Origin of the sequence: Escherichia sp. KS167_9B (assembly GCF_030295215.1) — a bacterium.
In the GTDB taxonomy this organism is placed as follows: Bacteria; Pseudomonadota; Gammaproteobacteria; order Enterobacterales; family Enterobacteriaceae; genus Escherichia; species Escherichia coli_F.
Genome location: NZ_AP025754.1, coordinates 1,582,945 through 1,601,014, shown reverse-complemented (window position 1 = coordinate 1,601,014; position 18,070 = coordinate 1,582,945). Strand labels below are relative to the sequence as shown.

Here is an 18,070-nt window from a genome sequence, read left to right as displayed (position 1 = left end):
TCTCCCGATATCGAAGCCCGTCGCCGCACCGGGCGATGATCAACATTTGATTACTTTCGGTAAAAGAAAGAATTTATCTTATTGAATAACCACAAAAGCAGAATTTCATTCTTTCCGGACTGCGTGTCCAACGTCATTTTTCAGCAAGATATTCTGCGTTACGCTGTTGATCAAAATGTCGAATGTCCCGCTTGTCCTGGTTGCACATTTCCAGGGCTGCCAACAGTTTTGCGTTAAGCGTCAGGCTTTCCTTCCAGAGTATTTTGCCGGGCGGTATTTCCGGCTGAGGTGTTTCAGCGGTCAGACTGTCCGGCACCTGCACGTGAGGAACGGGAACGTAAACTGTCCGCGTAGTCACGCAGCCTGTCAGCAGCACCAGCAGGCACAGGCTGGTTAGCGCAATCATCAGCCGCAACAGCCACCGCGACATCGTGCGCGACTCTCTGTGCATCCTGTGTGATCTGTTCACGAGCATTGCGATTAGCCTCGGCGATTGAGTTTTGTATTGAAAGCGTTTTAAGGACGTTTGAGACCACCAGCTCGTTACTGACACTCCGCGCCTTTTCTGTAAGGTATGCGTCCCGGTAATACAGGCCAGCAGCTACAACCACCAGCAACGAAGACACTGCAAAAAAGTTAAATTTAGAGTTCATGGGCATATCACCACCAGCGAATCTGCCCAATCAGGTAGCCAACAGAGGCGATAAACATCACCAGCCAGAGCATGATGAATTTCCAGTTTGGTAATTGCTTAATCATTAGTCGCAACTCCCGAATCAATTTGCTAAAATCGACCACAGGTTCTCCCTTGCTCCTTTCAAGGCGTGAAAACTAAAAACCCCGGACTGTTCCCCCAGCCGGGGTTTTGTTTTTTTATTTACTGCCCTGGGTGCGGCATCTGGCTATTTCATTCCTGGCTTTACTGTCACCGCGACAGATACAACGCACCGTATCTCCGGTCAGCGTGGTAATGTAAGCCTCATCCTCTTTTTCTACCGGAATACATGGAATATCCCCGCCCCGGCAATACTCAATTTTTGCTACCAAGTGAGTGTCACGCGGATAGAACTCCAGACGATACATATCCCCCAGGACATGCACTTCCTCAACCTGGCGACCATCTTCAGTGACGGTAATTTTTTTCAGTGCGTACATACGTACCTCCGTTCTTTCGTTTTTTGAGCAATAAAAAAGCCGCTCATGGCGGCCCTGTATGTTTTGCAAGCTATCGCTTCAATTGAAAATGTGGGCCGTCTTTAAGCGTCCGCCAGTCCCCGCCCCATTCGATGGGGGTATTCAGCTCTTTCGCTGCCTGCTTAAATGCCTGCGCGATTTTCTCGTACAGAGGCCAGTCCCATGACACCTGGCTGCCACCCCAGGCAACAACATCCACCGCATCACCGGTCAGGTGGCGGCTGTTCATGGTCTGGCTCTTGCCTTCTGCAACCAGTTGTTTCTGGCGCTCTTTCGTGCGCAGACCTTCCGTAATACCGAAATCAACCTCCGTCAGCTCCAGCGCACGGCGAACGACAGCAACCAGCTGTGGTTTTACGCCCTCCAGATTTTTCTCGCTCCGACGGCTGAATCTGAATTTACCCGACATACTCACCTCCGGAATGAAAGGATTTTTGAAACGTTCCCACGTGCACGAATCACCAGCACGCAGAACAGCAGATTAAGCCCCACCGCCAGCCAGTTCGCCGCTAACGGACGACCACACAGATAGCTGAGTGGCGCAAAGGCATAAAGCAGCATCAGCAGCCAGGCCAGCCATGACATCAGCGGTTTATGTCTGGAATCACAGCGACGATAAAAAAAGAGCGTCAGCACGATAACCGTGCATAACGCCACATTCAGCAATCCGGGAAGGTTACTTAACATTGCCGCCTCCTCCACCCCGCAGGCGGGAGAACAAGCCGGACACCAGTGATGCGATATCCTGCTGGTGGATGAACGACAGAATCTTCACCGACACCACGGATACCAGCACCGCACACAGCGCATCTGCCGATGTGCCGTCATAACCTGTTTTTGCCGCTATCCAGGCTGACAGCACGCGCGCTCCCAGCACGCCGACAATGAACGACACCAGAAAATGCGCCGCCACACGCCAGGCTGAAAGCGCCTGCGGCATCGTTGCCACAAATAACGCCCCGGCGAACGCACCAAACACAATCCCGAAATCCGTTCCGGTAAACAGCCCGTACACCGTCGCCCCGCCGAGCGCCGCAGCCGTGCCGGAACCGGATAAGGGTTCAGACATAAATACCTCTCAATATCTATATTTGGAATTTATAGCATGTGAAAACTATAAATTTTAATATTTGTATATATCATCATATGATAACCAGATTAACTACATGTGCTTATCAGGTATTGGAATTCTTTGTCTGTGGGGAAACGTCATAATTATACAAACGATGGATATTCAATTCGTAAGACATTAAACACAACTTATTCTTCAAGTTTATTACACCCCCCCACCAATTAATCCATTTTCACTTACTAACCACTTAGCCATATTAAATGACCTAATATAAAAAAACACTCACGTTCCAGAAAACACTTGATATAAAATAAACCAAAAGCAAATTGGTTTTATTTTTTTCTGTCAGGACCAAAACACTGTTCACGTGTTATACACGTTGAAAAACCTACAATAACTGAGGCTGTTAGTGCATCCTTAAAAGGCTGATAAGTCCACTCGTTAGGGCTAAAATAAATCCTTACAAATTGTCCAGTGGTATAATAGTACAAAGCTTGGTTATAGAATAATGAATATGATGCCCCCCATACTGACAACCCTTTTATAGAACAACCGCGTGTTGTATTTCCATACTTATTAGATGCCTCAATACAAAAATATGGACGCTGATCTATCTGTCCCACGTGAAATTTATTGATAACAAACCCAGAGTTCATTCCATCCTTTTTATCTCCGGTCCATTCTGCTCTGGCTATACTTGAAATAAAAAAAGCAACCACCAATAATATACTTTTAACACACATAGAGTACCCCATAATTAAAATCACAACTCCCCAGACGAACTTAATATATTAACTCGGTTTTTTTTACAAAATGACTCAATGGCTTTCCCTGCATTCAGAACTCTTCCATCAGTAACCTTATCTGCGAGGCTAGAATATTGATCGGCAGTATCTAGCAATGTTTTTTTAAGCTCCTGAGCTGTAGCTCTTGGGTTGCATGATGACATGGCAGCTAAAACACCTGAAACTATCGCGGTAGCTTCTGAAGTCCCACTACCAACACCTATTGTATTATCAGGTTTCAAATAATTTATATTTTGCCCTGGTGCAGCAATGTCCACCCAACCATTACCATAACGACTTCCAGTAATGCCGCCACTATGTAATGATGGAGTCTGAGATTTAGTATACTGAGCTAATGCCGCAACCCGAATGACTGGATCAAACTTTTTATTGATTTTACTGGATGGATGATATGCTGCCGGCCATATTCTCTGTTCGGGAGTTATTGTTCGAATATCTGCTCCATCGTTTCCAACTGCTGCAACTATAAGCTTATCATTTTCCTTTCCCAACCTACTTAATAGATCAGTCCATGCAGTAGCAGAATGACTGCCTTTCTGCCCTCCAGATACATTTATTATTTTTTCCTGTCCGGGTGATAAATTATTATTTAAAGATACTGCTTCAATTGCTTTTATCCAAGAATCTGTCACACCATTTGGTATTACACGTCTATTTGATATCATTGCATCCTGATACACTCCAAGAATTCCATATCTTGATGCGATAATTGACGCCATTGCCGTACCATGGATATATAATGCTTCATCGCCTTTGACTGGATAAGGTGAGCCATCTTTAGTGTAACTATATTTAGCGAACTCTGCATCACTTAATCCTCCTACAAAAGCCACTCCAGAATCAACGACTGTAACAGCAACCGGAGAGTTCTTATTAGTATAATGCATCACTTTGTCATTTATACCTATTACATCAAAATACCATTGAGGCACAGCAATCACATTATCTATTGATAATAAAGACAATATTAAAAAAATAAGCACCCTCATAATAAAACCTCACCACCTATTAACAGCACAGCATAAAAATTGTCATTGAAATTATTTATCTTTTTCTCTTATTGGCCCAAAGCACGCTTCTTCTTTACAAGTAGAGTATCCCACTAAAGCATTACTTGTAAGAGATTTTTTAAAGTCTTCATTATTCCATACATTTGGCTCATAATATAAACGAATTCGTTCGCCAGTCGTATAAAAATACATAGTCTGTAAATACAGAGTATCAAATGACGGATGCCATTTAGAATCATTCCTTAACAAACAAGCTTTTATTGTTTTGTCTTCACTCTGTTCAGCCTCTAAACAGAAATATGGAGAAGAATTAAATTGCCCTGTGTGGATCTTATTAATCATCACTTCAGAATACATTCCTTCAGTTTTATCACCAGTCCATTCAGCTTTTGCTGGGCTGGTAAAAACTAACATAGACAAGAAGAGTGCAGACCAAACCTTCATAGTTACTCCATAATATATTCACAAATATATGAGAGACCTCACCAGTTGGTTCATGTTAATTAACTATGCTTAACATGTACCCGTACATTTTCGATGGTAAATTTTCTAAAATCCATCCATTGGCAATAGCATTATCAGCATGATTTCAACTACGCCTTAAGCTTTCAGAAATAGCTTTCTATCTTTAATTTCCGTTACCGCTCTGCGGGCTTTTTACCAAAAATACCAAACATCGTAACGTTCCTTCGGGGGGAGCAAACTCCCGGGGGCGATATGCCCACAGAGAAAGTCACGCTGACCACTCCGCCCCTCTGAAAGGCTATTTAGTTGATATGCGCCAGGCGTAGCGCGGATACAAAAAAGCTCGCAAAAGCGAGCCTGAAAAAATAAGTGTAATGCGTTGTACTGGATTCGAACCAGTGACCGATTGCTTAGAAGGCAATTGCTCTGTCCGGCTGAGCTAACAACGCTGAATAACGATAATGGACCGCCATCGAGGACCCGCTCCCCGCGCAACCAGCTTCGAAGGCTGGTGCTCTTTCCTGATGAGCTAATGGCGGTATGTGCTGGTGGCCCTTGCTGGATTTGAACCAGCGACCTGGCGATTATGAGTCGCTCGCTCTCACCACTGAGCTAAAGGGCCGAATCGAAAATAATAATCAGATGAAATCAAAAATCAAGCCCTTGCATAGATACATATCTGTCTGGCGGGAGGCCATAATAGCGGTGAAATACAGATATAAAGTAGGACCTACTTGAATAACCGCACTTTTCTGCTACAGCCTGTCCATATCCATATCGGGAACATAGCATATTTACAGCAACCCGCATCCGTTCTTCAAGTAATAAACCACTGAAGCTGAGACCTTCACCCTTGAGTTTTTTCTTTAACAAACTCTCACTCATATGCAGCTGTAGAGCAATCGCACCAAGCGTCCAGCTTGATGATATATCTGTTTGAATTATCGCTCTGACTTTGGTGCTTATACTGGATAAACATCCACTTAAAAATAATGACATCCGTTCATCTGATTCAAACAGCGACAGGCACGCCATCATAAGAAACATATCTGTGGTCTCTCCGGAAAATCTCTGGCCAGTAATTAAAGCCGCAGCCAACGCAGGATTGTTGGGTTCCAGCCACAGGTAAAGCGGAATGTCAGTCAGACGAGTCCTCGTCAGCTTATGCTGACTTTCCAGATATTGACTTACGACGGATTCACTTATATCGACAATTTTAACTTTGCCATAATGCATGAGGAAAAGCGCCCTGATGCATTTGGTGGCCAGAACGACTGAGCCGGGCTTAAGTGACAACGTATCCTTTTCAAGAAAAATATTAATTGGGGAGCAAACCATGATAACTGAACAGACAACAGCCATTATAATTTTACTTTGATTAGCAATTGGTTAGTTTAATTATAGCCCCACATCAACACATGAGCAAAGGACTGACAGGTGCCGCTAACACCCACCAGCCTCCCATTACCGCAAATGAAAAAAACCATCACTGCGGAAGGCGTCTGTAACAACCGAACTGATAATCTGCCAGACCCGCCATAACAAGCTGAGTCAGTATTAACTGGCAGCGTTCGCGTGAAAGGTAAGTATTCTGCGCAATTTCCCCGACGGTCGCCGGTTCGGTGACACTTAATTCATTAAACACCACTCTGGCAGTTTCGGTCATATCCTGCTGTTTTAGCATGCCTTTTTCCCTTTTCTGGTTTACGTGACATACAAATAACTCTTGTCGAAAAAGCCAGCAAGCTGAAAGACCGGTATTCGCAACCACCAGCGCGTTTAACGTCCTGCGCCGTTTTTCAGGTATAAAAAAAAACCCGCATAAAGCGGGCTCTTTCAAATGTCCATGTCTGCTATTCGCCTCGCGGTGCAGCTTTGCGAAGCGTAGCTGAATTGAAACAGTTTATGGCTAAAAATACAAGATTTTTTTCTAAAACTGCATAAGCCTTACCACCAACCAGAAATTCTCTTCGTGCAACAACAAACGCCCTCCAGACTCTAAGCGTCAGTAAAAGAAAATGCATCCCGCATCAGTGGATATAGAATAAACTCAGCTATTCTCAGCCACATATCTATACGATTGCGGCATGTTGCATAGCACCACTCAGGGTGAACCTCATTCAACAATTCAGCCATTTTTCGTTTACTCATCCCCCGTCCTTCGTACCGTTGCCGCAGGATATCAATCAATCCAGGATAACTTGCGAGCGCTTTACTTATCACCCCATCAATGCGTAACGCCTCTGCATCAGTACAGTGAGACAGCCAGCTCTTCTGTCTGCCAGCGATCATCTCTCGCAAGAATGCTTCCAGTTCAGGTTTATCAATCCCTGATTCCCTGATTTTGCGCATGGCTTCATTGATCGCGGTTTTTGTCAGTTTTTTGGATGCCAGCAACTGATTGAACATATTTCCTGTTTTGCCACCACCTATATACGACCAACGCCCCCACATACGCAGTTTCCCCTGGAGCCAGACACTTTCCAGCGTTTTCAGGCGTAAATGCTCACCGCTTTTGCCTGTAATTTCCGGGTATATCATATTTACGCTCACTCACTTTCAATTTTGTAAATCTTCACGCCCAGCCGCCCACCAGGAACGAGCTGACCGCGCACAATATTGATTTCATCAAACTGCTCGTCGTCTATGAGCAGTCCCGCATGTGTCAGTGCATCCAGTGGCGCTTTCAGGATATTGTCCAGGTCACGACGACGCTTATCCGGTGGCTCGGCGATAACCTTTATCGCCAGCCTTCCGGGCAGATTTAATTTCAGCCGCTGCTGGCGGACAATAAGTGCCACATCACGGCGATAACGCTTACCAGCTTCCGATATAAAATATGTGCTGCCACGGCGTCGCCAGTAAGTATTCACCGTCGGCGGATAAGGCAAAACAAACTCTATACGCATCAGTAACCTCTTTTACCCGAGCACGCCGGTTGCAAAGGCGCGATCAAGAAAACGAAAAATTAAATCAATCTGGGAACCATGCTTTTCTTCGAACGCCTGCGGATCCGCATGAAGCTCGTTGTGATGCTCCCGACACAGCGGCAACGTAAAAATATCGTGGGCCTTTGTTCCCATCCCTCCCTGACCGTGACCAATCAGGTGATGGGGATCGTCGGCTGGCTTACCACAACACGCACACGGCTGTGTCTTCACCCAGCGTGTGTATTTCTCATTTACCCAACGGCGACGTTTAGGTCGCTTCATGAAAGATTCCGGAGACTCCGGATCAACGGCAATGCTGACCACCGTCTTTTCCTGTGGCGAGATTTGTTGCTGGTGGACGTGAGGCAACGGCGCAAGATTTTTTGTGCGCTGCTTCAGTATGCTGGTGGCGGTCTGCTCTCCCGGTACGATGTCGCTTTCGCGGTAAACCGTGCGGATTTTTTCCGCACGTAATCCCAGAGAACGACGTAATACTGCCTCCGGTAGCGCGTCCGCCACCTGATTGCAGACCGCCCACCAGGATAATTCAGCCAGCGATAATTCCCGTTCCTGTGTACCGCTTATTGCGTGACGTATGACGTCAATCATCCAGGCTGTCAGATTTTGTTGAGCAAGCTGCCCGAGTGATTCGGATGTCTGGTCGCGCAGCTGGTTGTCGCAGTGCCAGCACAACAACATTGCGCCGGTACCGTAACGATGTATGACGGTTTCACTGTGGTGATAGTCTCCATGAGGCCACTGGCAGGATTTAACATGACGCAGGAGCCAGTCAGACAGTGCGCCAGCGCCGCCAGCAGCACGAATCACACGCTCATCGCTGAAAAACGGCAGCAATGTTTTATCTTCCGCCAGCGGCTGGCGAACGGCAGGAACGACTCCGGACGGCATACCGCGCATGTTTTTCGGTTCCGGCTCCACCAGCACCCTGCCGTTATGGAATACCTGCATGGATTCACGCCCCGGCTTAAGGACCACCAGCCCGAGTTCCGGTACCGGAACAGGTCGAAGTAATACCCGCACGTTACCTCCAGATGCGTTGCTGGAATGTGCGGGACGGACGCGGCGGGCGTTCGGAATAAGGGAGCCTGACGTAGATTATCCAGTGACGGTAGTCGAGGCTAAGGGCTTTCTTAAACTCATACCCACGTCTGCGGTAGTTATGAATCAGCCATTCGGCCTGTTCTTCAGTGCAGGGATCGTGCTGATACCAGTCATATTTGAATGTGTGAGAACACCGCCCTTGCCTGCTGGCAGGGGCGGTATCAGAATTGTGATGTTTGGTATTGTGCGCCATCGGTTTTCTCTGCTGGCGCAGCAGGTGCCAGTTGTTCAAGCTGGCGTGCGGCAATATTGTCTCTGATTTCTGTTGTCGTCAACAGGCAACGTGCTATCATCGAATGGTGTTCTATCCTACTCCGTGAGGTTTACCATGCGTACAACCCAACAATTCAGCATTACATTAACTAACGAAATGGCTGACATGGTGCGCGCCCGTGTGGCTTCCGGTGCCTATGCTTCAGAAAGCGAGGTCATTCGTGAAGGGCTTCGCGCACTGAATGAGCGCGATAAAGCAATCGAAGCGTGGTTAACGCATTCAGCCGCCCCCTCTCTTGATTCTATCCGCGAAAACCCAAACAACGGACGCTCCATTTCACAGGTTCGCGCCGCGATTCGATCCGGGAAGTAATCTGCATGACATATGAAGTCATCATTACTCCTGAGGCCGAACAACAAATAATCAACCTGCACAGGTATATAACGGAGAAAGCAGGGAACGTCATTGCTGACAATTATGCCAATGCGCTTCTTGATTATCTTGATGGGTTTTCTACATTCCCGCATCGGGGCAATAAACGCGATGATATTCGCCAGGGGATGCGGGTAACTCATTTCCGCCACAGAACGATTATTGCTTTTGCCGTTGATAGCAGAAAAGTCTTTATTGTCGGTATCTATCATGGTGGGCAAAGTTATGAAACCGATTTCTTATAAACTTTTACCCACATCATTCCGGTGTTAGAATTAACCGTCCGCCCCCTCTCTTACTGGCGGATTCGTAGGCTATATAAATCAAAGATCCCGGCTCATGTTTGTGTCGGGATCTTTTTTCGGCGATTTATCCCCAGCGGCAAATCGAATACACCACCAGCGCCACCGCCATCGCAATTCCTACCGTTGTGAATGCTTCAGGCCAGGTCATCGATTCACCTCCTGCTCAATATTTTTAAGGTCATTTTCCGCATACAGTATTGCTGTCCTGGCTGCTCGTAACCGGGCTTTGGCGTTTTTCTCTTCACGTTCAAGTTTTGCCACAGCTTCACGAAGAGCATCCCGCTTTGCATAGAGTGATTTAATCTCAGACACTATGTTTTCACCGTTTCTCGCACGGTCGAGAACAAGCTCGAACGGATCTAAAGCCAATCCGCATCGGTTACAGGTAATCGTACGATTCACTTCTGAAATTGTTGTACGGATATGCTGACAGCATTTTTGCTCGCCGCTTTTTCTGTCGGTTATCACAACGTTGAGGAGTCCTTCCTCCTCTGATTTTGGCTGTACGAGGGTGATAACATTGTCGACTTCATTTTTCATCAGTTCACCTCCTGCGGTGGCTCCGGTAGCGGCATCCAGTGAGTTGCCTGCTCAATACCATTACCCGGCTTAATCGTTGCTTCTCCTCGCCGGAATGTGCTTCCTGTATAGCGTGCGGAGCATATTAGCGGTTCAACCAGAGAGCTATCGAAATTCACCGAAATAAGCACGTTCTGGTTCTTTTCAGGCATCCGCTCACTACAGCTTATCCAACCATCCGGAATTACCGGCGCTGACGGCGCTGCGTAAAGCGGTGTTATTTCTGCCCGAAAATCACCTATTTCATGCAGTCGCACCCAGCGTTCGGCTTCTGCTTTGTCAGAATACATAGCGGTGAACGTATTATATTCATGGTCAATTTGCGTGAAGGTCGCCTTCCACGCCACTGGCTCTGCTTCCAGTGATGCCAGTGCGATACGAAACACATTGGCAAGCAGGCTGTCTGAAGATTGGTTATCGTGCGCCGAGTCGCTCAGGAAACCAGTGATGAATGATTTAATCTCCGCGTTTTCTCTGGTAATAGTGGTCATATCAGCTTTCCTTATATGGGTTGATTTTGTTGTGCAGTGTGTTGAACGACGCCCATACCACGTCGTTATACAATTCAATAACTGGCTCAATTATTTTCCCGATAAACCAGACCAGTAATAGCGGGGATATCGGTATCATCAACACGATAAACAGAATGAGAAACAGGAATTCCGTTGCTCTGCTCTTTCGCGGATATTCTTTTCTGAATAATGTAGTCATTTATTACCGCCCTTTCGGGCGGCCTCCTGATGTTTTTAGGGTGCAGAAATCCCTCCGGTTAAGGATTTAATAAAATTCACTTCTGATTTAAATTTTTCAGTGTTTTGTTGTCAGGTGGTTTATCGCCTTTATGCTTCAGCCTTATTTCTCAGCCATACACAAACAGGACCATCTTCAGTGTCATGAATGGAACCAATGAACCAGCCTTCACCTTCCGGGCGCTCCGGTTTCCAGGAGGCAATATCGGGACCATCTGCGTCCAGATTAAAATCATCTTCATCCATAGTTCTGATGGTCCATTGAAGATTATTTTCCTCCATCCACGCGTTAAATTCCTCTGTGGAAATATATTCACGACCTGCGCAAAACTTTTCATACTCCGGATGTGTCCAGCAGCCATATTCATCACGTTCTACCGGTACTTCTTTAATTGCGTGCATCACTTATCACTCCTAATGCTTTGTTGATTGCAGAATGGGCCATTTCGAATTCATCAGTTTTTCTGTGTATGTTGCATAGTAATACCTCCAGTTAAAGATTGAGTTAATAAAATGATGGCAATTAATTCATGTAATGCGAGCCATACTCCCAATGATGGCTAACTATTTCAGTAGCATCTCCATAACATAAGTTATCCGGTTTCATATCCTTGTCTTGCCCGAATTTACTCTCGACAAAATCATCAATATCCTGATGCGGAGCATTAGCTGGGACTGAAATAACAGTTGTCACAATTATTGTTCGATTCACTTTCTCCCCCCCCCCCTCCTTTGATGCGAGCGCCTGCAACAATAGCGCCTGATAATTAATTTTGCTCACTGCTTGACTCCTTCCCGAAGCTGTTCCGCACAATGCATCAGCGCATCTGTCGCTTCCTTAAGCGTTACGGTATCGCCATCATCCAGTCCTGCAACTTTTGCGTGCCTGACAAACGCCGCGCGAAGCTCGTTAAACGCCACCGCCCGTACATCAGCCAGGAAAGCATCTGTAGCCGGGGTTTGCGGCATACCTCCGTCTGTTGCGCAGATATACGCATCAGATAGTTCATCCTGCTCGCCATCAAACACGTAGCAACTCTGTGCGATAAATTTATTCAGCCCCGCATTCTCCGCCGCCAGCGCAGCAAGATTAGTCTCCAGCTCTGCAATGCGTTTGCTTTGTGCTTCCCGTTCATCCAACAGTGCCAGCACGGTAGCCGGATTGGCTGCTGCTATGAATCGCTTATTGGGGCGATTATCTGGTCCTGAGCATGATGCTATGTAGTAATTTGCGTTCAGTCCGGCATCGGCAATTACCCCATAGTAATCATCAGAACACCATTCGCCAGGGGTTGCATTTTCTGCCGCCATTCGCAGTGCCTGGTAATTAATGTTGCTCACTGGTTGCCTCCTGAAAAATAACTGCATGCCCCAGCTTCTCCGCCAGTGCCAGTTCTGCCTTAGCGCCTGCTGACCGCTGCCAGCCTTTCAGCATGTAAATCGCATCCACACAACGAATCATTGCCATGCAAATATCCATGTAGTGTGGCTGTGTCAGTCCGTCCGGAAGTACTGCCGGACTTAAGACGGTATGCCCTTCCCGTTTCAGTTCCTCTTCCGCCTTGTGGAACGCCTCACGGTTGAAATTTTTATACCCGGTCATCGGACCAGCGATATAAACCCTCACCCTCACGCCATCACCTCCTGAAAATTACCCTGATAAAACGCCAGCACACGCTGCATAACTTCACTCTTCCGGCACTCACGGCAAATTATGTTCTGGTGCCGGTCATAGGGTTGTGCTCCTGCCTTACCCTGTTTTTGTGCTGGTTTGCGGATAACCCTTGCTTTTCTTGCCGAACTTGCCAGCCATTCACGGTAAACCCTCTCTGAAAGGAATACCCCTTTTCCGCTAACAACATACACTTCGCCCTGGCTCACCAGCATCTTCAGGTACCGGCGAATGGAATCATGTGAAGCATATGTTGCCGATGCCAGTTGTGGCATTGTCATACGCCCGTTTTTACGCACAAGGTCAACGATATGACGCTGTAATCTTTCCCGCTGTTCTTCGGTATAAATAGTCCCCATAAACTCTCCTGAGAAAATAACTTCATAACCTCAAATCAACACTTACCCCCTGAAGCCCGGCGGAATTTCGGTATCCGGTTCAGAAATGTGATTCACGCAACGCTGTACAGGCGAACGCCCCAGACGAATAACCAGCTCATCCCATTTTTCGCGAAGCTTTGACGGGCTCATGACGTTTTTTACCCAGAATGGATCCCGCTGTACCCGACCAAACATTTCGCAAATTTGTCTGTGAGTTCTGCCATCCAGCATCCGCATTGTGCGCACATCATTGGCCCATGCAGTCCAGTTGGGTTCTTTCGGTCGCATGATTTCGCCATCATCGCTGGCAGCCTGCTCGTAAAGACTCACGATTCGTCCCCAGATCCACTGCGCACACGCTAAATCTTCCTGGCTACCCCACTGGCGTTTTTTCGCACTGAACACAACCGCGTCAGGGTGTCGGGTTAAAAAATCCTGTTCAGCCATCTGCGGGTCCGGTTGCGAAGCGTCCGGACAAGAAGATCTTTTATCTGACGGCTCAGGTTTTAATACTGACGGATCGGGGCCAACCATCGCCCCCCTAACCGGCTGTTTTTTATCAACTGTTGATCCATCAAAATTTGACGGGTCAACCGTTGAGGGGCCAATATTTGACGGGTCATTTTTTACCGGGTTGATTTTTCTTTTCGGTTTATATGCCTCACGCGCCGCCGCTGCTGCTGCTTCGAGTTTTTCCACATTAAGACGGTAGATATTGCTTTCATTACGCCCACCGACCTTACGTTCTTCCTTCGTCAGCCAGCCGTTCTTTTCCAGTTCTGCTATCGCAGCTTTAACCGTTGATTCACTCTTTGCCCCAATCTGACGACGAATGGTCTCCACTGCAGGCCATGACACACCTTCGTCATTGCTGTAATCTGCAAGGCGAGCCATTACTGCCACCCTGGATAAGATCATGCCGGTGAAGGCGCACCCTTCCCAGACAAGACCATGAAGCTTGCTGCTCATAAAAAAACTCCGAACACCGTGCTTTTAGTGCATCACCAGGGCATTTCCCGCCGGACCACCACGATTCATCTGATTGAAACCAGCGATCGCCACTGCAACAAAATCATCAGCGTCTCTCACCAGTCGTTCCCGCGTCTCCACCAGCTCCCGAAACCAGGCTGAACTGTGGCTGCGCATTCGGGCCACCAGCAGAGGAGGCATTGCTTTTTCGATCGCTGGTAACAACGCCTGAATTTTTTCAACCGCATCAGTGGTGTCTTTCTCCACCCAGCGGAAAATTTTCTGGGTATTACGAGCCAGGGCTTCCGGATGGCTGTCGTCGTACAGTTCCGGGAACGTCATTCCCAGTTCGAAATAAGCCTGGGTTATTCCAGCTGCTGGAACTTTTTCGCCATCAGAACGCGCCCAGGTATTCATCGCCATGCGGATGTGTTCATGCTTGATTTTCATGAATCACCCCCGTCTCTGGTTGTGTGTTAGCCTGACACTCGACAGGTAAGCCGTCGGTTGGGTTGGGATAAGAAGTGCTATCAATCTCGTGCGGAGTTACTATCCAGCCAGTTGCTTCACACCAACGTAAAATTTTTTCCCCCGTAAGTTTCGCCCGCCCGGTAATGACATGGCTTACCATCCCCTGGGTTACCCCAACAATTTCAGCAAAATGTTTCTGAGTTATACCGGAATAACGCAAATATTCTCCAAGATTCATTGTTCACCTCATGTGATGTCATTACGATCATTAATAGCATTGTTATTTTTGAAAGTAAATAGCACTACTATTTCAAAGAGATTAATAATCTTATTAGAATTGAAGGTATGAAAAGAAAATCCCTGTCAGAGATCGACCTGCAAGCCGCCCAGAGACTAAAAGAAATCTGGACGGCGAAAAAAAATCAACTAGGGTTAACCCAAGAGCGTGCGGCAGAAATTCTGGGATTTTCGACACAGGGAGCTGTAAGCCATTATCTAAATGGTCAGACACCTTTAAATCTTGAGGCTGTTATCAAGTTCGCAGGGTTACTGCAAGTTCCTCCCGAGTCAATCAGACCAGATATGGCCGAGTTGTTACAAATTGTAAGGATGTATCCCCAAGAATCTGGGGAGGACAATGTTGTCACTATATCTGCCGATATGGAACAATCGGAAAACGAACTTCCGTTTAATATAGACCCCATGGAGCGGGATTTGCTCCAGACGTTCAGGGCTTTCCCCAAAGAAGATAAAGAGAAAATGCTTAAGGAAATGAAGGAGAAAAAAGAATCAATTGAAGAAATCGTTGCGCGATGGCTAGCTGCGCAAAAAAGTCGTCGCGCCTAATCTGAGGAGGTCAAAACATGAGTACAGCCCTTTCCCCGATAATTTCTGAATTTGAAACGGTCGAACAAGAAAACAGCTATAACGAATGGTTGCGAGCCAAAGTGGCAGCAAGCCTCGCAGATCCCCGTCCTGCAATTCCGCATGATGAAGTAATGGCTGAAATGGAAAACCTTATTGCTCAATTAGCTGCAACGAACAGGAGTGAGTAATGCTGCCCATTTTATGGCTACCTTCTGCACGTGAGGATTTACGTCAGATAGTAGCCTATATTGCTAAAGAAAACCCTCCCGCTGCACGTAGACTAAAAATACGCATTGAAACATCAGTTTTGTCACTTACTGAACACCCTTATCTGTACCCACCGAGCGAAAGAGTTCCAAGTCTTCGAGAAATAGTGACTCATCCTAACTACATAATACTTTACCGAGTAACAACATCTAACATCGAGATCGTAAATGTAGTTCACTCACGAAGGCAGTATCCAAACAAAAGCTGTTAATCATTTCTGTCAAAAACCACCTTCGGGTGGTTTTTTTCTTGCTGCAATAATAGCATTGCTATTTACATGATTAAATAGCAGTGGTATTGTTTATGCATCAGCCCACCCCGTCCCACAGAACGCAGGGCAATACTTCGAGTTACCAGGCAGTGGTCAGGGGGTAAGTAGCCAGCCCGAGGCGTAAGAACATGACGGCAGGGTTCAACTTTAACTATGCAGCAGGTTTTTGTTCCGCTACCCCGGCGTTAAGGGGAAATGAGGTCAACATGGATACTATCGATCTTGGCAACAACGAATCTCTGGTATACGGCGTGTTTCCCAACCAGGACGGCACGTTCACCGCGATGACGTATACCAAAAGCAAAACGTTTAAAACCGAAAATGGTGCCCGTCGCTGGTTAGCCAGAAACACTGACTGATGAGGTTGACGATGGAATTTAAAGATTTACCTCCAGACACTCAGAAAATCGCCGCAGAAACACTGAAATCTCTCATTTTGGACGGGGGGACAGAAAAGGTAGAGCCAGCTAAAAAACTGGCTCAAGAAATCAGAGAAGCCTTTATTGCTCTTTATCAGTCTTCTCCATAGCGGCTTGTTTTTCTTCTTTCAATATATTGCGAATTGTAATAACTGAATTGGCCGCCTCTGAAGGGGGATGACATTTTGCCAACCCGAATTAACTCAACTGTTAAGTTCAAAGCTGCAACAGATGGATAGGTAAATGGGTTAATTAACTTGTCTGACATTTTATCCTCCATTGAGGTTACTGGTTGAGAATGGAGACCACACGTGACAGCGTGTGGTCGTGCACCGGACACGGATAAGAATCCGGCATGTTCTTTAACAATCTGGATATCCACAACAGCAATAACCTACGGATTACTGCCCAGTGTTCTCGCTATCTCATCAAAAGACAGCGGTATGTAATCCGGATTTTTGTTCATCAGAAACTTGTTTTCACAGTGGAGACACTTACTTTCATGAAAAGGCGCATCTTCGCTAACCGGGAATGGCTGGAGTATAGATACTGTCTTTTGTCCAAAACATTTTGGACAAAGATGCATAGTAACAGTGCCTCCATTCACCGTTTCCTCCTGCGAGTATACAAAAGCACCCGATTCGAGTTGGTTAAGAACATAACCTTCAGTCTGAATCTGAAAGTTTTCGAATTCTGCAATTTTTGCTTTGAGAAGCATTATCTCTTCGTTACGAAGACGGATCGCATCGCCAAGAGAGAAGCACTCCGCCTGAAGCGTGATTAGTTTGTTCTGAAGTTCAATAGTTGCGGCTTTAACTTCTGCATCCGTTTTTGCGTCATTAATAACCTTAGCGAGACCAGCTGTCTCCTTTATCGCAGCCATAGCCGCTGACAGTTCTGCTATCACGTTGAGTACTCTTCTCGTTGTTGGGGATATCCGGATTATACAAATTTCTTGTTGTTGGGGAATAACAGGAACCACCTCGCCTGACGTGGTTAAAAGCAGGCACACAACGCGAAAGCGTACGGCGAGGTAGCTGGTTTATAGATAGCCTGTCGTTAAATTTTCGTCGACCGTGCGCTTCCGGTTGTGGCAATCCGCGAAATGGCGCGGCGGTAAGTATGGCGGGGTTATCCTTACCCCATTAGTGGCACCGGGTTGTCAGGTTGACCATACGCTTAAGTGACAAACCCGCTGCAACAACCCATGTTGATTACCTTTTGGCGGGTATCCGTTTTTTGTTTTCCCTTGTGATACCCGCCCTTTTTAAAGTGAATTTTGTGATGCGGTGAATGCGGCTCAGCGCACGCGGAACAGTTAAAAAGGCCAGTTGACTTCCGTATTGGTTCTTATGGGTGGGTTCTCTGTATCCGGCGTTAATTGTTAACTGGTTAACGTCACCTGGAGGCACCAGGCACCGTATCACAAAATTCATTGTTGAGGACGCGATAATGGAAACGTTATTACCAAACGTTAATACGTCTGAAGGTTGTTTTGAAATTGGTGTCAGAATCAGTAACCCTGTATTTACTGAAGATGCCATTAATAAGAGAAAACACGAACGGGAGCTATTAAATCAAATATGCATTGTTTCAATGCTGGCCCGTTTACGCCTGATGCAAAAAGGACGCTGACAATGAATACAGTATTTGCACTCGTTCTGACAGTTTTTCTTAATACAGGCGAGCCAGTCGATCTTGTTATTGGTATACATGACTCAATGAAAGAATGCATGGCTGCCGCAGCGGAACAGAAAATTCCCGGCAACTGTTATCCGGTTGATAAAGTTATTCGCATGGACAATAACGAAATCCCGGCAGGACTTAAAACAGCACCGTAATTAATATCCGGTTTCATTTTTATATGCCAGCAATG

Annotated in this window: 37 protein-coding genes and 3 tRNA genes; 9 read left to right on the top strand and 31 right to left on the bottom strand. The window is 46.5% G+C overall.

Features of this window, described 5'->3' with window-relative positions:
* Positions 1-133: 133 nt before the first annotated feature.
* The 18 genes from lysC to QUE34_RS07965 all read right to left on the bottom strand — a co-directional run bounded on the left by lysC (position 134) and on the right by QUE34_RS07965 (position 8,792).
* Positions 134-406: an Rz1-like lysis system protein LysC gene (gene lysC, locus QUE34_RS08045; RefSeq protein ID WP_502877177.1), complete on the bottom strand. Its 273-nt coding sequence runs from the start codon at positions 404-406 to the stop codon at positions 134-136.
* Positions 294-653 carry a DUF2570 family protein gene (locus QUE34_RS28565; protein WP_157839756.1) on the bottom strand — a complete coding sequence of 120 codons (360 nt, stop codon included), beginning with the start codon at positions 651-653 and terminating at the stop codon, positions 294-296. The genes lysC and QUE34_RS28565 overlap by 113 nt, the downstream gene beginning before the upstream one ends.
* A 220-nt stretch (positions 654-873) precedes the next feature.
* On the bottom strand, positions 874-1,155 hold the full coding sequence (locus QUE34_RS08040) for a hypothetical protein (protein ID WP_000271099.1): 282 nt from the start codon (positions 1,153-1,155) through the stop codon (positions 874-876).
* A gap of 70 nt (positions 1,156-1,225) precedes the next feature.
* A complete protein-coding gene (locus QUE34_RS08035; RefSeq protein WP_042966794.1) occupies positions 1,226-1,603 on the bottom strand; it encodes a M15 family metallopeptidase in 378 nt (125 codons plus the stop codon).
* A gap of 2 nt (positions 1,604-1,605) precedes the next feature.
* A complete protein-coding gene (locus QUE34_RS08030) occupies positions 1,606-1,881 on the bottom strand; it encodes a phage holin family protein (protein ID WP_042966796.1) in 276 nt (91 codons plus the stop codon).
* A complete protein-coding gene (locus tag QUE34_RS08025) occupies positions 1,871-2,263 on the bottom strand; it encodes a putative holin (RefSeq protein WP_042966797.1) in 393 nt (130 codons plus the stop codon). Before QUE34_RS08025 ends, QUE34_RS08030 begins: the two co-directional genes overlap by 11 nt.
* A gap of 335 nt (positions 2,264-2,598) precedes the next feature.
* Complete coding sequence (locus QUE34_RS08020) at positions 2,599-3,009, bottom strand: subtilase family AB5 toxin binding subunit (protein WP_072034662.1); 411 nt, start codon at positions 3,007-3,009, stop codon at positions 2,599-2,601.
* Positions 3,010-3,029: 20 nt separating this feature from the next.
* A complete protein-coding gene (locus QUE34_RS08015; protein WP_214677083.1) occupies positions 3,030-4,061 on the bottom strand; it encodes a S8 family peptidase in 1,032 nt (343 codons plus the stop codon).
* Between the two features lie 51 nt (positions 4,062-4,112).
* Positions 4,113-4,526: a subtilase family AB5 toxin binding subunit gene (locus QUE34_RS08010; RefSeq protein ID WP_042966800.1), complete on the bottom strand. Its 414-nt coding sequence runs from the start codon at positions 4,524-4,526 to the stop codon at positions 4,113-4,115.
* A 396-nt stretch (positions 4,527-4,922) separates the two neighbouring features.
* Positions 4,923-4,996: transfer RNA gene (locus QUE34_RS08005), tRNA-Arg, on the bottom strand.
* A gap of 13 nt (positions 4,997-5,009) precedes the next feature.
* A tRNA-Arg gene (locus QUE34_RS08000) sits at positions 5,010-5,086 on the bottom strand.
* 7 nt (positions 5,087-5,093) lie between these two features.
* Positions 5,094-5,169 (bottom strand) — tRNA-Ile (locus tag QUE34_RS07995).
* 26 nt (positions 5,170-5,195) lie between these two features.
* Positions 5,196-5,909 carry a helix-turn-helix domain-containing protein gene (locus QUE34_RS07990; RefSeq protein ID WP_105268780.1) on the bottom strand — a complete coding sequence of 238 codons (714 nt, stop codon included), beginning with the start codon at positions 5,907-5,909 and terminating at the stop codon, positions 5,196-5,198.
* Positions 5,910-6,033: 124 nt separating this feature from the next.
* Positions 6,034-6,231, bottom strand: a complete 198-nt coding sequence (locus QUE34_RS07985) for a hypothetical protein (RefSeq protein ID WP_000917767.1) — start codon at positions 6,229-6,231, stop codon at positions 6,034-6,036.
* A 314-nt stretch (positions 6,232-6,545) separates the two neighbouring features.
* On the bottom strand, positions 6,546-7,088 hold the full coding sequence (locus QUE34_RS07980) for a DUF1133 family protein (protein ID WP_042966801.1): 543 nt from the start codon (positions 7,086-7,088) through the stop codon (positions 6,546-6,548).
* A gap of 8 nt (positions 7,089-7,096) precedes the next feature.
* The gene (locus tag QUE34_RS07975; protein ID WP_042966802.1) at positions 7,097-7,456 is read right to left on the bottom strand and encodes a RusA family crossover junction endodeoxyribonuclease; all 360 of its coding nucleotides are present in this window, start codon (positions 7,454-7,456) and stop codon (positions 7,097-7,099) included.
* A gap of 12 nt (positions 7,457-7,468) precedes the next feature.
* Positions 7,469-8,518 (bottom strand): DUF968 domain-containing protein, encoded by a 1,050-nt coding sequence (locus tag QUE34_RS07970; RefSeq protein WP_042970853.1) that lies wholly within the window; start codon positions 8,516-8,518, stop codon positions 7,469-7,471.
* 1 nt (position 8,519) lies between these two features.
* A complete protein-coding gene (locus tag QUE34_RS07965) occupies positions 8,520-8,792 on the bottom strand; it encodes a hypothetical protein (RefSeq protein WP_042966805.1) in 273 nt (90 codons plus the stop codon).
* Between the two features lie 135 nt (positions 8,793-8,927).
* Here QUE34_RS07965 and QUE34_RS07960 point away from each other — a divergent pair, with 135 nt between their 5' ends.
* Together QUE34_RS07960 and QUE34_RS07955 are read left to right on the top strand one after the other, a co-directional pair.
* Complete coding sequence (locus tag QUE34_RS07960; RefSeq protein ID WP_001260977.1) at positions 8,928-9,185, top strand: type II toxin-antitoxin system ParD family antitoxin; 258 nt, start codon at positions 8,928-8,930, stop codon at positions 9,183-9,185.
* Positions 9,186-9,190: 5 nt separating this feature from the next.
* Entirely contained in the window at positions 9,191-9,490 is a 300-nt protein-coding gene (locus QUE34_RS07955) for a type II toxin-antitoxin system RelE/ParE family toxin (protein ID WP_000220601.1), read from the top strand.
* Positions 9,491-9,694: 204 nt separating this feature from the next.
* Here the strand turns inward: QUE34_RS07955 and QUE34_RS07950 are convergent, their stop codons facing one another.
* The 11 genes from QUE34_RS07950 to QUE34_RS07900 form a co-directional block, all read right to left on the bottom strand.
* Positions 9,695-10,090, bottom strand: a complete 396-nt coding sequence (locus QUE34_RS07950; RefSeq protein ID WP_000787530.1) for a hypothetical protein — start codon at positions 10,088-10,090, stop codon at positions 9,695-9,697.
* Positions 10,090-10,620 (bottom strand): DUF551 domain-containing protein, encoded by a 531-nt coding sequence (locus QUE34_RS07945; protein WP_042970851.1) that lies wholly within the window; start codon positions 10,618-10,620, stop codon positions 10,090-10,092. Before QUE34_RS07945 ends, QUE34_RS07950 begins: the two co-directional genes overlap by 1 nt.
* A 1-nt stretch (position 10,621) precedes the next feature.
* Complete coding sequence (locus QUE34_RS07940; RefSeq protein ID WP_042970850.1) at positions 10,622-10,840, bottom strand: DUF4014 family protein; 219 nt, start codon at positions 10,838-10,840, stop codon at positions 10,622-10,624.
* 128 nt (positions 10,841-10,968) lie between these two features.
* Positions 10,969-11,280, bottom strand: a complete 312-nt coding sequence (locus QUE34_RS07935; protein ID WP_042970849.1) for a hypothetical protein — start codon at positions 11,278-11,280, stop codon at positions 10,969-10,971.
* Positions 11,281-11,401: 121 nt separating this feature from the next.
* Entirely contained in the window at positions 11,402-11,659 is a 258-nt protein-coding gene (locus QUE34_RS07930) for a hypothetical protein (protein WP_286338947.1), read from the bottom strand.
* On the bottom strand, positions 11,656-12,219 hold the full coding sequence (locus QUE34_RS07925) for an ead/Ea22-like family protein (protein WP_042970847.1): 564 nt from the start codon (positions 12,217-12,219) through the stop codon (positions 11,656-11,658). The genes QUE34_RS07930 and QUE34_RS07925 overlap by 4 nt, the downstream gene beginning before the upstream one ends.
* Entirely contained in the window at positions 12,206-12,511 is a 306-nt protein-coding gene (locus QUE34_RS07920) for a DUF4406 domain-containing protein (protein ID WP_042970846.1), read from the bottom strand. The genes QUE34_RS07925 and QUE34_RS07920 overlap by 14 nt, the downstream gene beginning before the upstream one ends.
* Positions 12,508-12,909, bottom strand: coding sequence for a DUF977 family protein (locus QUE34_RS07915; RefSeq protein WP_042970844.1), 402 nt, complete (start codon positions 12,907-12,909; stop codon positions 12,508-12,510). Before QUE34_RS07915 ends, QUE34_RS07920 begins: the two co-directional genes overlap by 4 nt.
* A gap of 42 nt (positions 12,910-12,951) precedes the next feature.
* A complete protein-coding gene (locus QUE34_RS07910; protein ID WP_064753740.1) occupies positions 12,952-13,899 on the bottom strand; it encodes a helix-turn-helix domain-containing protein in 948 nt (315 codons plus the stop codon).
* Positions 13,900-13,923: 24 nt separating this feature from the next.
* Complete coding sequence (locus tag QUE34_RS07905) at positions 13,924-14,349, bottom strand: toxin YdaT family protein (protein ID WP_042970841.1); 426 nt, start codon at positions 14,347-14,349, stop codon at positions 13,924-13,926.
* On the bottom strand, positions 14,333-14,608 hold the full coding sequence (locus tag QUE34_RS07900; protein WP_042966239.1) for a helix-turn-helix domain-containing protein: 276 nt from the start codon (positions 14,606-14,608) through the stop codon (positions 14,333-14,335). The genes QUE34_RS07905 and QUE34_RS07900 overlap by 17 nt, the downstream gene beginning before the upstream one ends.
* 107 nt (positions 14,609-14,715) lie before the next feature.
* Here QUE34_RS07900 and QUE34_RS07895 point away from each other — a divergent pair, with 107 nt between their 5' ends.
* From QUE34_RS07895 to QUE34_RS07875, 5 genes are all read left to right on the top strand, one after another.
* Positions 14,716-15,216 carry a helix-turn-helix domain-containing protein gene (locus tag QUE34_RS07895; protein ID WP_033812093.1) on the top strand — a complete coding sequence of 167 codons (501 nt, stop codon included), beginning with the start codon at positions 14,716-14,718 and terminating at the stop codon, positions 15,214-15,216.
* A gap of 17 nt (positions 15,217-15,233) precedes the next feature.
* A complete protein-coding gene (gene relB / locus QUE34_RS07890) occupies positions 15,234-15,425 on the top strand; it encodes a type II toxin-antitoxin system RelB family antitoxin (protein WP_042966240.1) in 192 nt (63 codons plus the stop codon).
* Positions 15,425-15,715, top strand: coding sequence for a type II toxin-antitoxin system RelE/ParE family toxin (locus QUE34_RS07885; RefSeq protein WP_042966241.1), 291 nt, complete (start codon positions 15,425-15,427; stop codon positions 15,713-15,715). Before relB ends, QUE34_RS07885 begins: the two co-directional genes overlap by 1 nt.
* 266 nt (positions 15,716-15,981) lie before the next feature.
* Positions 15,982-16,134, top strand: a complete 153-nt coding sequence (locus QUE34_RS07880; RefSeq protein ID WP_042970855.1) for a DUF1391 family protein — start codon at positions 15,982-15,984, stop codon at positions 16,132-16,134.
* A gap of 11 nt (positions 16,135-16,145) precedes the next feature.
* A complete protein-coding gene (locus tag QUE34_RS07875) occupies positions 16,146-16,304 on the top strand; it encodes a hypothetical protein (RefSeq protein WP_021562152.1) in 159 nt (52 codons plus the stop codon).
* Here QUE34_RS07875 and QUE34_RS07870 read toward each other — a convergent pair.
* Together QUE34_RS07870 and QUE34_RS07865 are read right to left on the bottom strand one after the other, a co-directional pair.
* Positions 16,289-16,462: a hypothetical protein gene (locus QUE34_RS07870; RefSeq protein ID WP_157839757.1), complete on the bottom strand. Its 174-nt coding sequence runs from the start codon at positions 16,460-16,462 to the stop codon at positions 16,289-16,291. The two genes, QUE34_RS07875 and QUE34_RS07870, sit on opposite strands and share 16 nt — an antisense overlap.
* A gap of 126 nt (positions 16,463-16,588) precedes the next feature.
* Positions 16,589-17,101 (bottom strand): hypothetical protein, encoded by a 513-nt coding sequence (locus QUE34_RS07865; RefSeq protein WP_042970839.1) that lies wholly within the window; start codon positions 17,099-17,101, stop codon positions 16,589-16,591.
* A gap of 545 nt (positions 17,102-17,646) precedes the next feature.
* Between QUE34_RS07865 and dicB the strand changes: the two genes are divergently transcribed.
* Both dicB and QUE34_RS07855 read left to right on the top strand, forming a co-directional pair.
* Positions 17,647-17,829, top strand: coding sequence for a cell division inhibition protein DicB (gene dicB / locus QUE34_RS07860; protein WP_000449182.1), 183 nt, complete (start codon positions 17,647-17,649; stop codon positions 17,827-17,829).
* 2 nt (positions 17,830-17,831) lie between these two features.
* Positions 17,832-18,035 carry a DUF1482 family protein gene (locus QUE34_RS07855; protein ID WP_001098749.1) on the top strand — a complete coding sequence of 68 codons (204 nt, stop codon included), beginning with the start codon at positions 17,832-17,834 and terminating at the stop codon, positions 18,033-18,035.
* The last annotated feature ends 35 nt before the right edge of the window (positions 18,036-18,070 follow it).

Coding starts and splice junctions, on each gene's coding strand:
- lysC (WP_502877177.1), bottom strand. CDS start 406: ATGATTGCGCTAACCAGCCTGTGCCTGCTGGTGCTGCTGACAGGCTGC.
- QUE34_RS28565 (WP_157839756.1), bottom strand. CDS start 653: ATGAACTCTAAATTTAACTTTTTTGCAGTGTCTTCGTTGCTGGTGGTT.
- QUE34_RS08040 (WP_000271099.1), bottom strand. CDS start 1,155: ATGTACGCACTGAAAAAAATTACCGTCACTGAAGATGGTCGCCAGGTT.
- QUE34_RS08035 (WP_042966794.1), bottom strand. CDS start 1,603: ATGTCGGGTAAATTCAGATTCAGCCGTCGGAGCGAGAAAAATCTGGAG.
- QUE34_RS08030 (WP_042966796.1), bottom strand. CDS start 1,881: ATGTTAAGTAACCTTCCCGGATTGCTGAATGTGGCGTTATGCACGGTT.
- QUE34_RS08025 (WP_042966797.1), bottom strand. CDS start 2,263: ATGTCTGAACCCTTATCCGGTTCCGGCACGGCTGCGGCGCTCGGCGGG.
- QUE34_RS08020 (WP_072034662.1), bottom strand. CDS start 3,009: ATGTGTGTTAAAAGTATATTATTGGTGGTTGCTTTTTTTATTTCAAGT.
- QUE34_RS08015 (WP_214677083.1), bottom strand. CDS start 4,061: ATGAGGGTGCTTATTTTTTTAATATTGTCTTTATTATCAATAGATAAT.
- QUE34_RS08010 (WP_042966800.1), bottom strand. CDS start 4,526: ATGAAGGTTTGGTCTGCACTCTTCTTGTCTATGTTAGTTTTTACCAGC.
- QUE34_RS07990 (WP_105268780.1), bottom strand. CDS start 5,909: ATGGCTGTTGTCTGTTCAGTTATCATGGTTTGCTCCCCAATTAATATT.
- QUE34_RS07985 (WP_000917767.1), bottom strand. CDS start 6,231: ATGCTAAAACAGCAGGATATGACCGAAACTGCCAGAGTGGTGTTTAAT.
- QUE34_RS07980 (WP_042966801.1), bottom strand. CDS start 7,088: ATGATATACCCGGAAATTACAGGCAAAAGCGGTGAGCATTTACGCCTG.
- QUE34_RS07975 (WP_042966802.1), bottom strand. CDS start 7,456: ATGCGTATAGAGTTTGTTTTGCCTTATCCGCCGACGGTGAATACTTAC.
- QUE34_RS07965 (WP_042966805.1), bottom strand. CDS start 8,792: ATGGCGCACAATACCAAACATCACAATTCTGATACCGCCCCTGCCAGC.
- QUE34_RS07960 (WP_001260977.1), top strand. CDS start 8,928: ATGCGTACAACCCAACAATTCAGCATTACATTAACTAACGAAATGGCT.
- QUE34_RS07955 (WP_000220601.1), top strand. CDS start 9,191: ATGACATATGAAGTCATCATTACTCCTGAGGCCGAACAACAAATAATC.
- QUE34_RS07950 (WP_000787530.1), bottom strand. CDS start 10,090: ATGAAAAATGAAGTCGACAATGTTATCACCCTCGTACAGCCAAAATCA.
- QUE34_RS07945 (WP_042970851.1), bottom strand. CDS start 10,620: ATGACCACTATTACCAGAGAAAACGCGGAGATTAAATCATTCATCACT.
- QUE34_RS07940 (WP_042970850.1), bottom strand. CDS start 10,840: ATGACTACATTATTCAGAAAAGAATATCCGCGAAAGAGCAGAGCAACG.
- QUE34_RS07935 (WP_042970849.1), bottom strand. CDS start 11,280: ATGCACGCAATTAAAGAAGTACCGGTAGAACGTGATGAATATGGCTGC.
- QUE34_RS07915 (WP_042970844.1), bottom strand. CDS start 12,909: ATGGGGACTATTTATACCGAAGAACAGCGGGAAAGATTACAGCGTCAT.
- QUE34_RS07910 (WP_064753740.1), bottom strand. CDS start 13,899: ATGAGCAGCAAGCTTCATGGTCTTGTCTGGGAAGGGTGCGCCTTCACC.
- QUE34_RS07905 (WP_042970841.1), bottom strand. CDS start 14,349: ATGAAAATCAAGCATGAACACATCCGCATGGCGATGAATACCTGGGCG.
- QUE34_RS07900 (WP_042966239.1), bottom strand. CDS start 14,608: ATGAATCTTGGAGAATATTTGCGTTATTCCGGTATAACTCAGAAACAT.
- QUE34_RS07895 (WP_033812093.1), top strand. CDS start 14,716: ATGAAAAGAAAATCCCTGTCAGAGATCGACCTGCAAGCCGCCCAGAGA.
- relB (WP_042966240.1), top strand. CDS start 15,234: ATGAGTACAGCCCTTTCCCCGATAATTTCTGAATTTGAAACGGTCGAA.
- QUE34_RS07885 (WP_042966241.1), top strand. CDS start 15,425: ATGCTGCCCATTTTATGGCTACCTTCTGCACGTGAGGATTTACGTCAG.
- QUE34_RS07880 (WP_042970855.1), top strand. CDS start 15,982: ATGGATACTATCGATCTTGGCAACAACGAATCTCTGGTATACGGCGTG.
- QUE34_RS07875 (WP_021562152.1), top strand. CDS start 16,146: ATGGAATTTAAAGATTTACCTCCAGACACTCAGAAAATCGCCGCAGAA.
- QUE34_RS07870 (WP_157839757.1), bottom strand. CDS start 16,462: ATGTCAGACAAGTTAATTAACCCATTTACCTATCCATCTGTTGCAGCT.
- dicB (WP_000449182.1), top strand. CDS start 17,647: ATGGAAACGTTATTACCAAACGTTAATACGTCTGAAGGTTGTTTTGAA.
- QUE34_RS07855 (WP_001098749.1), top strand. CDS start 17,832: ATGAATACAGTATTTGCACTCGTTCTGACAGTTTTTCTTAATACAGGC.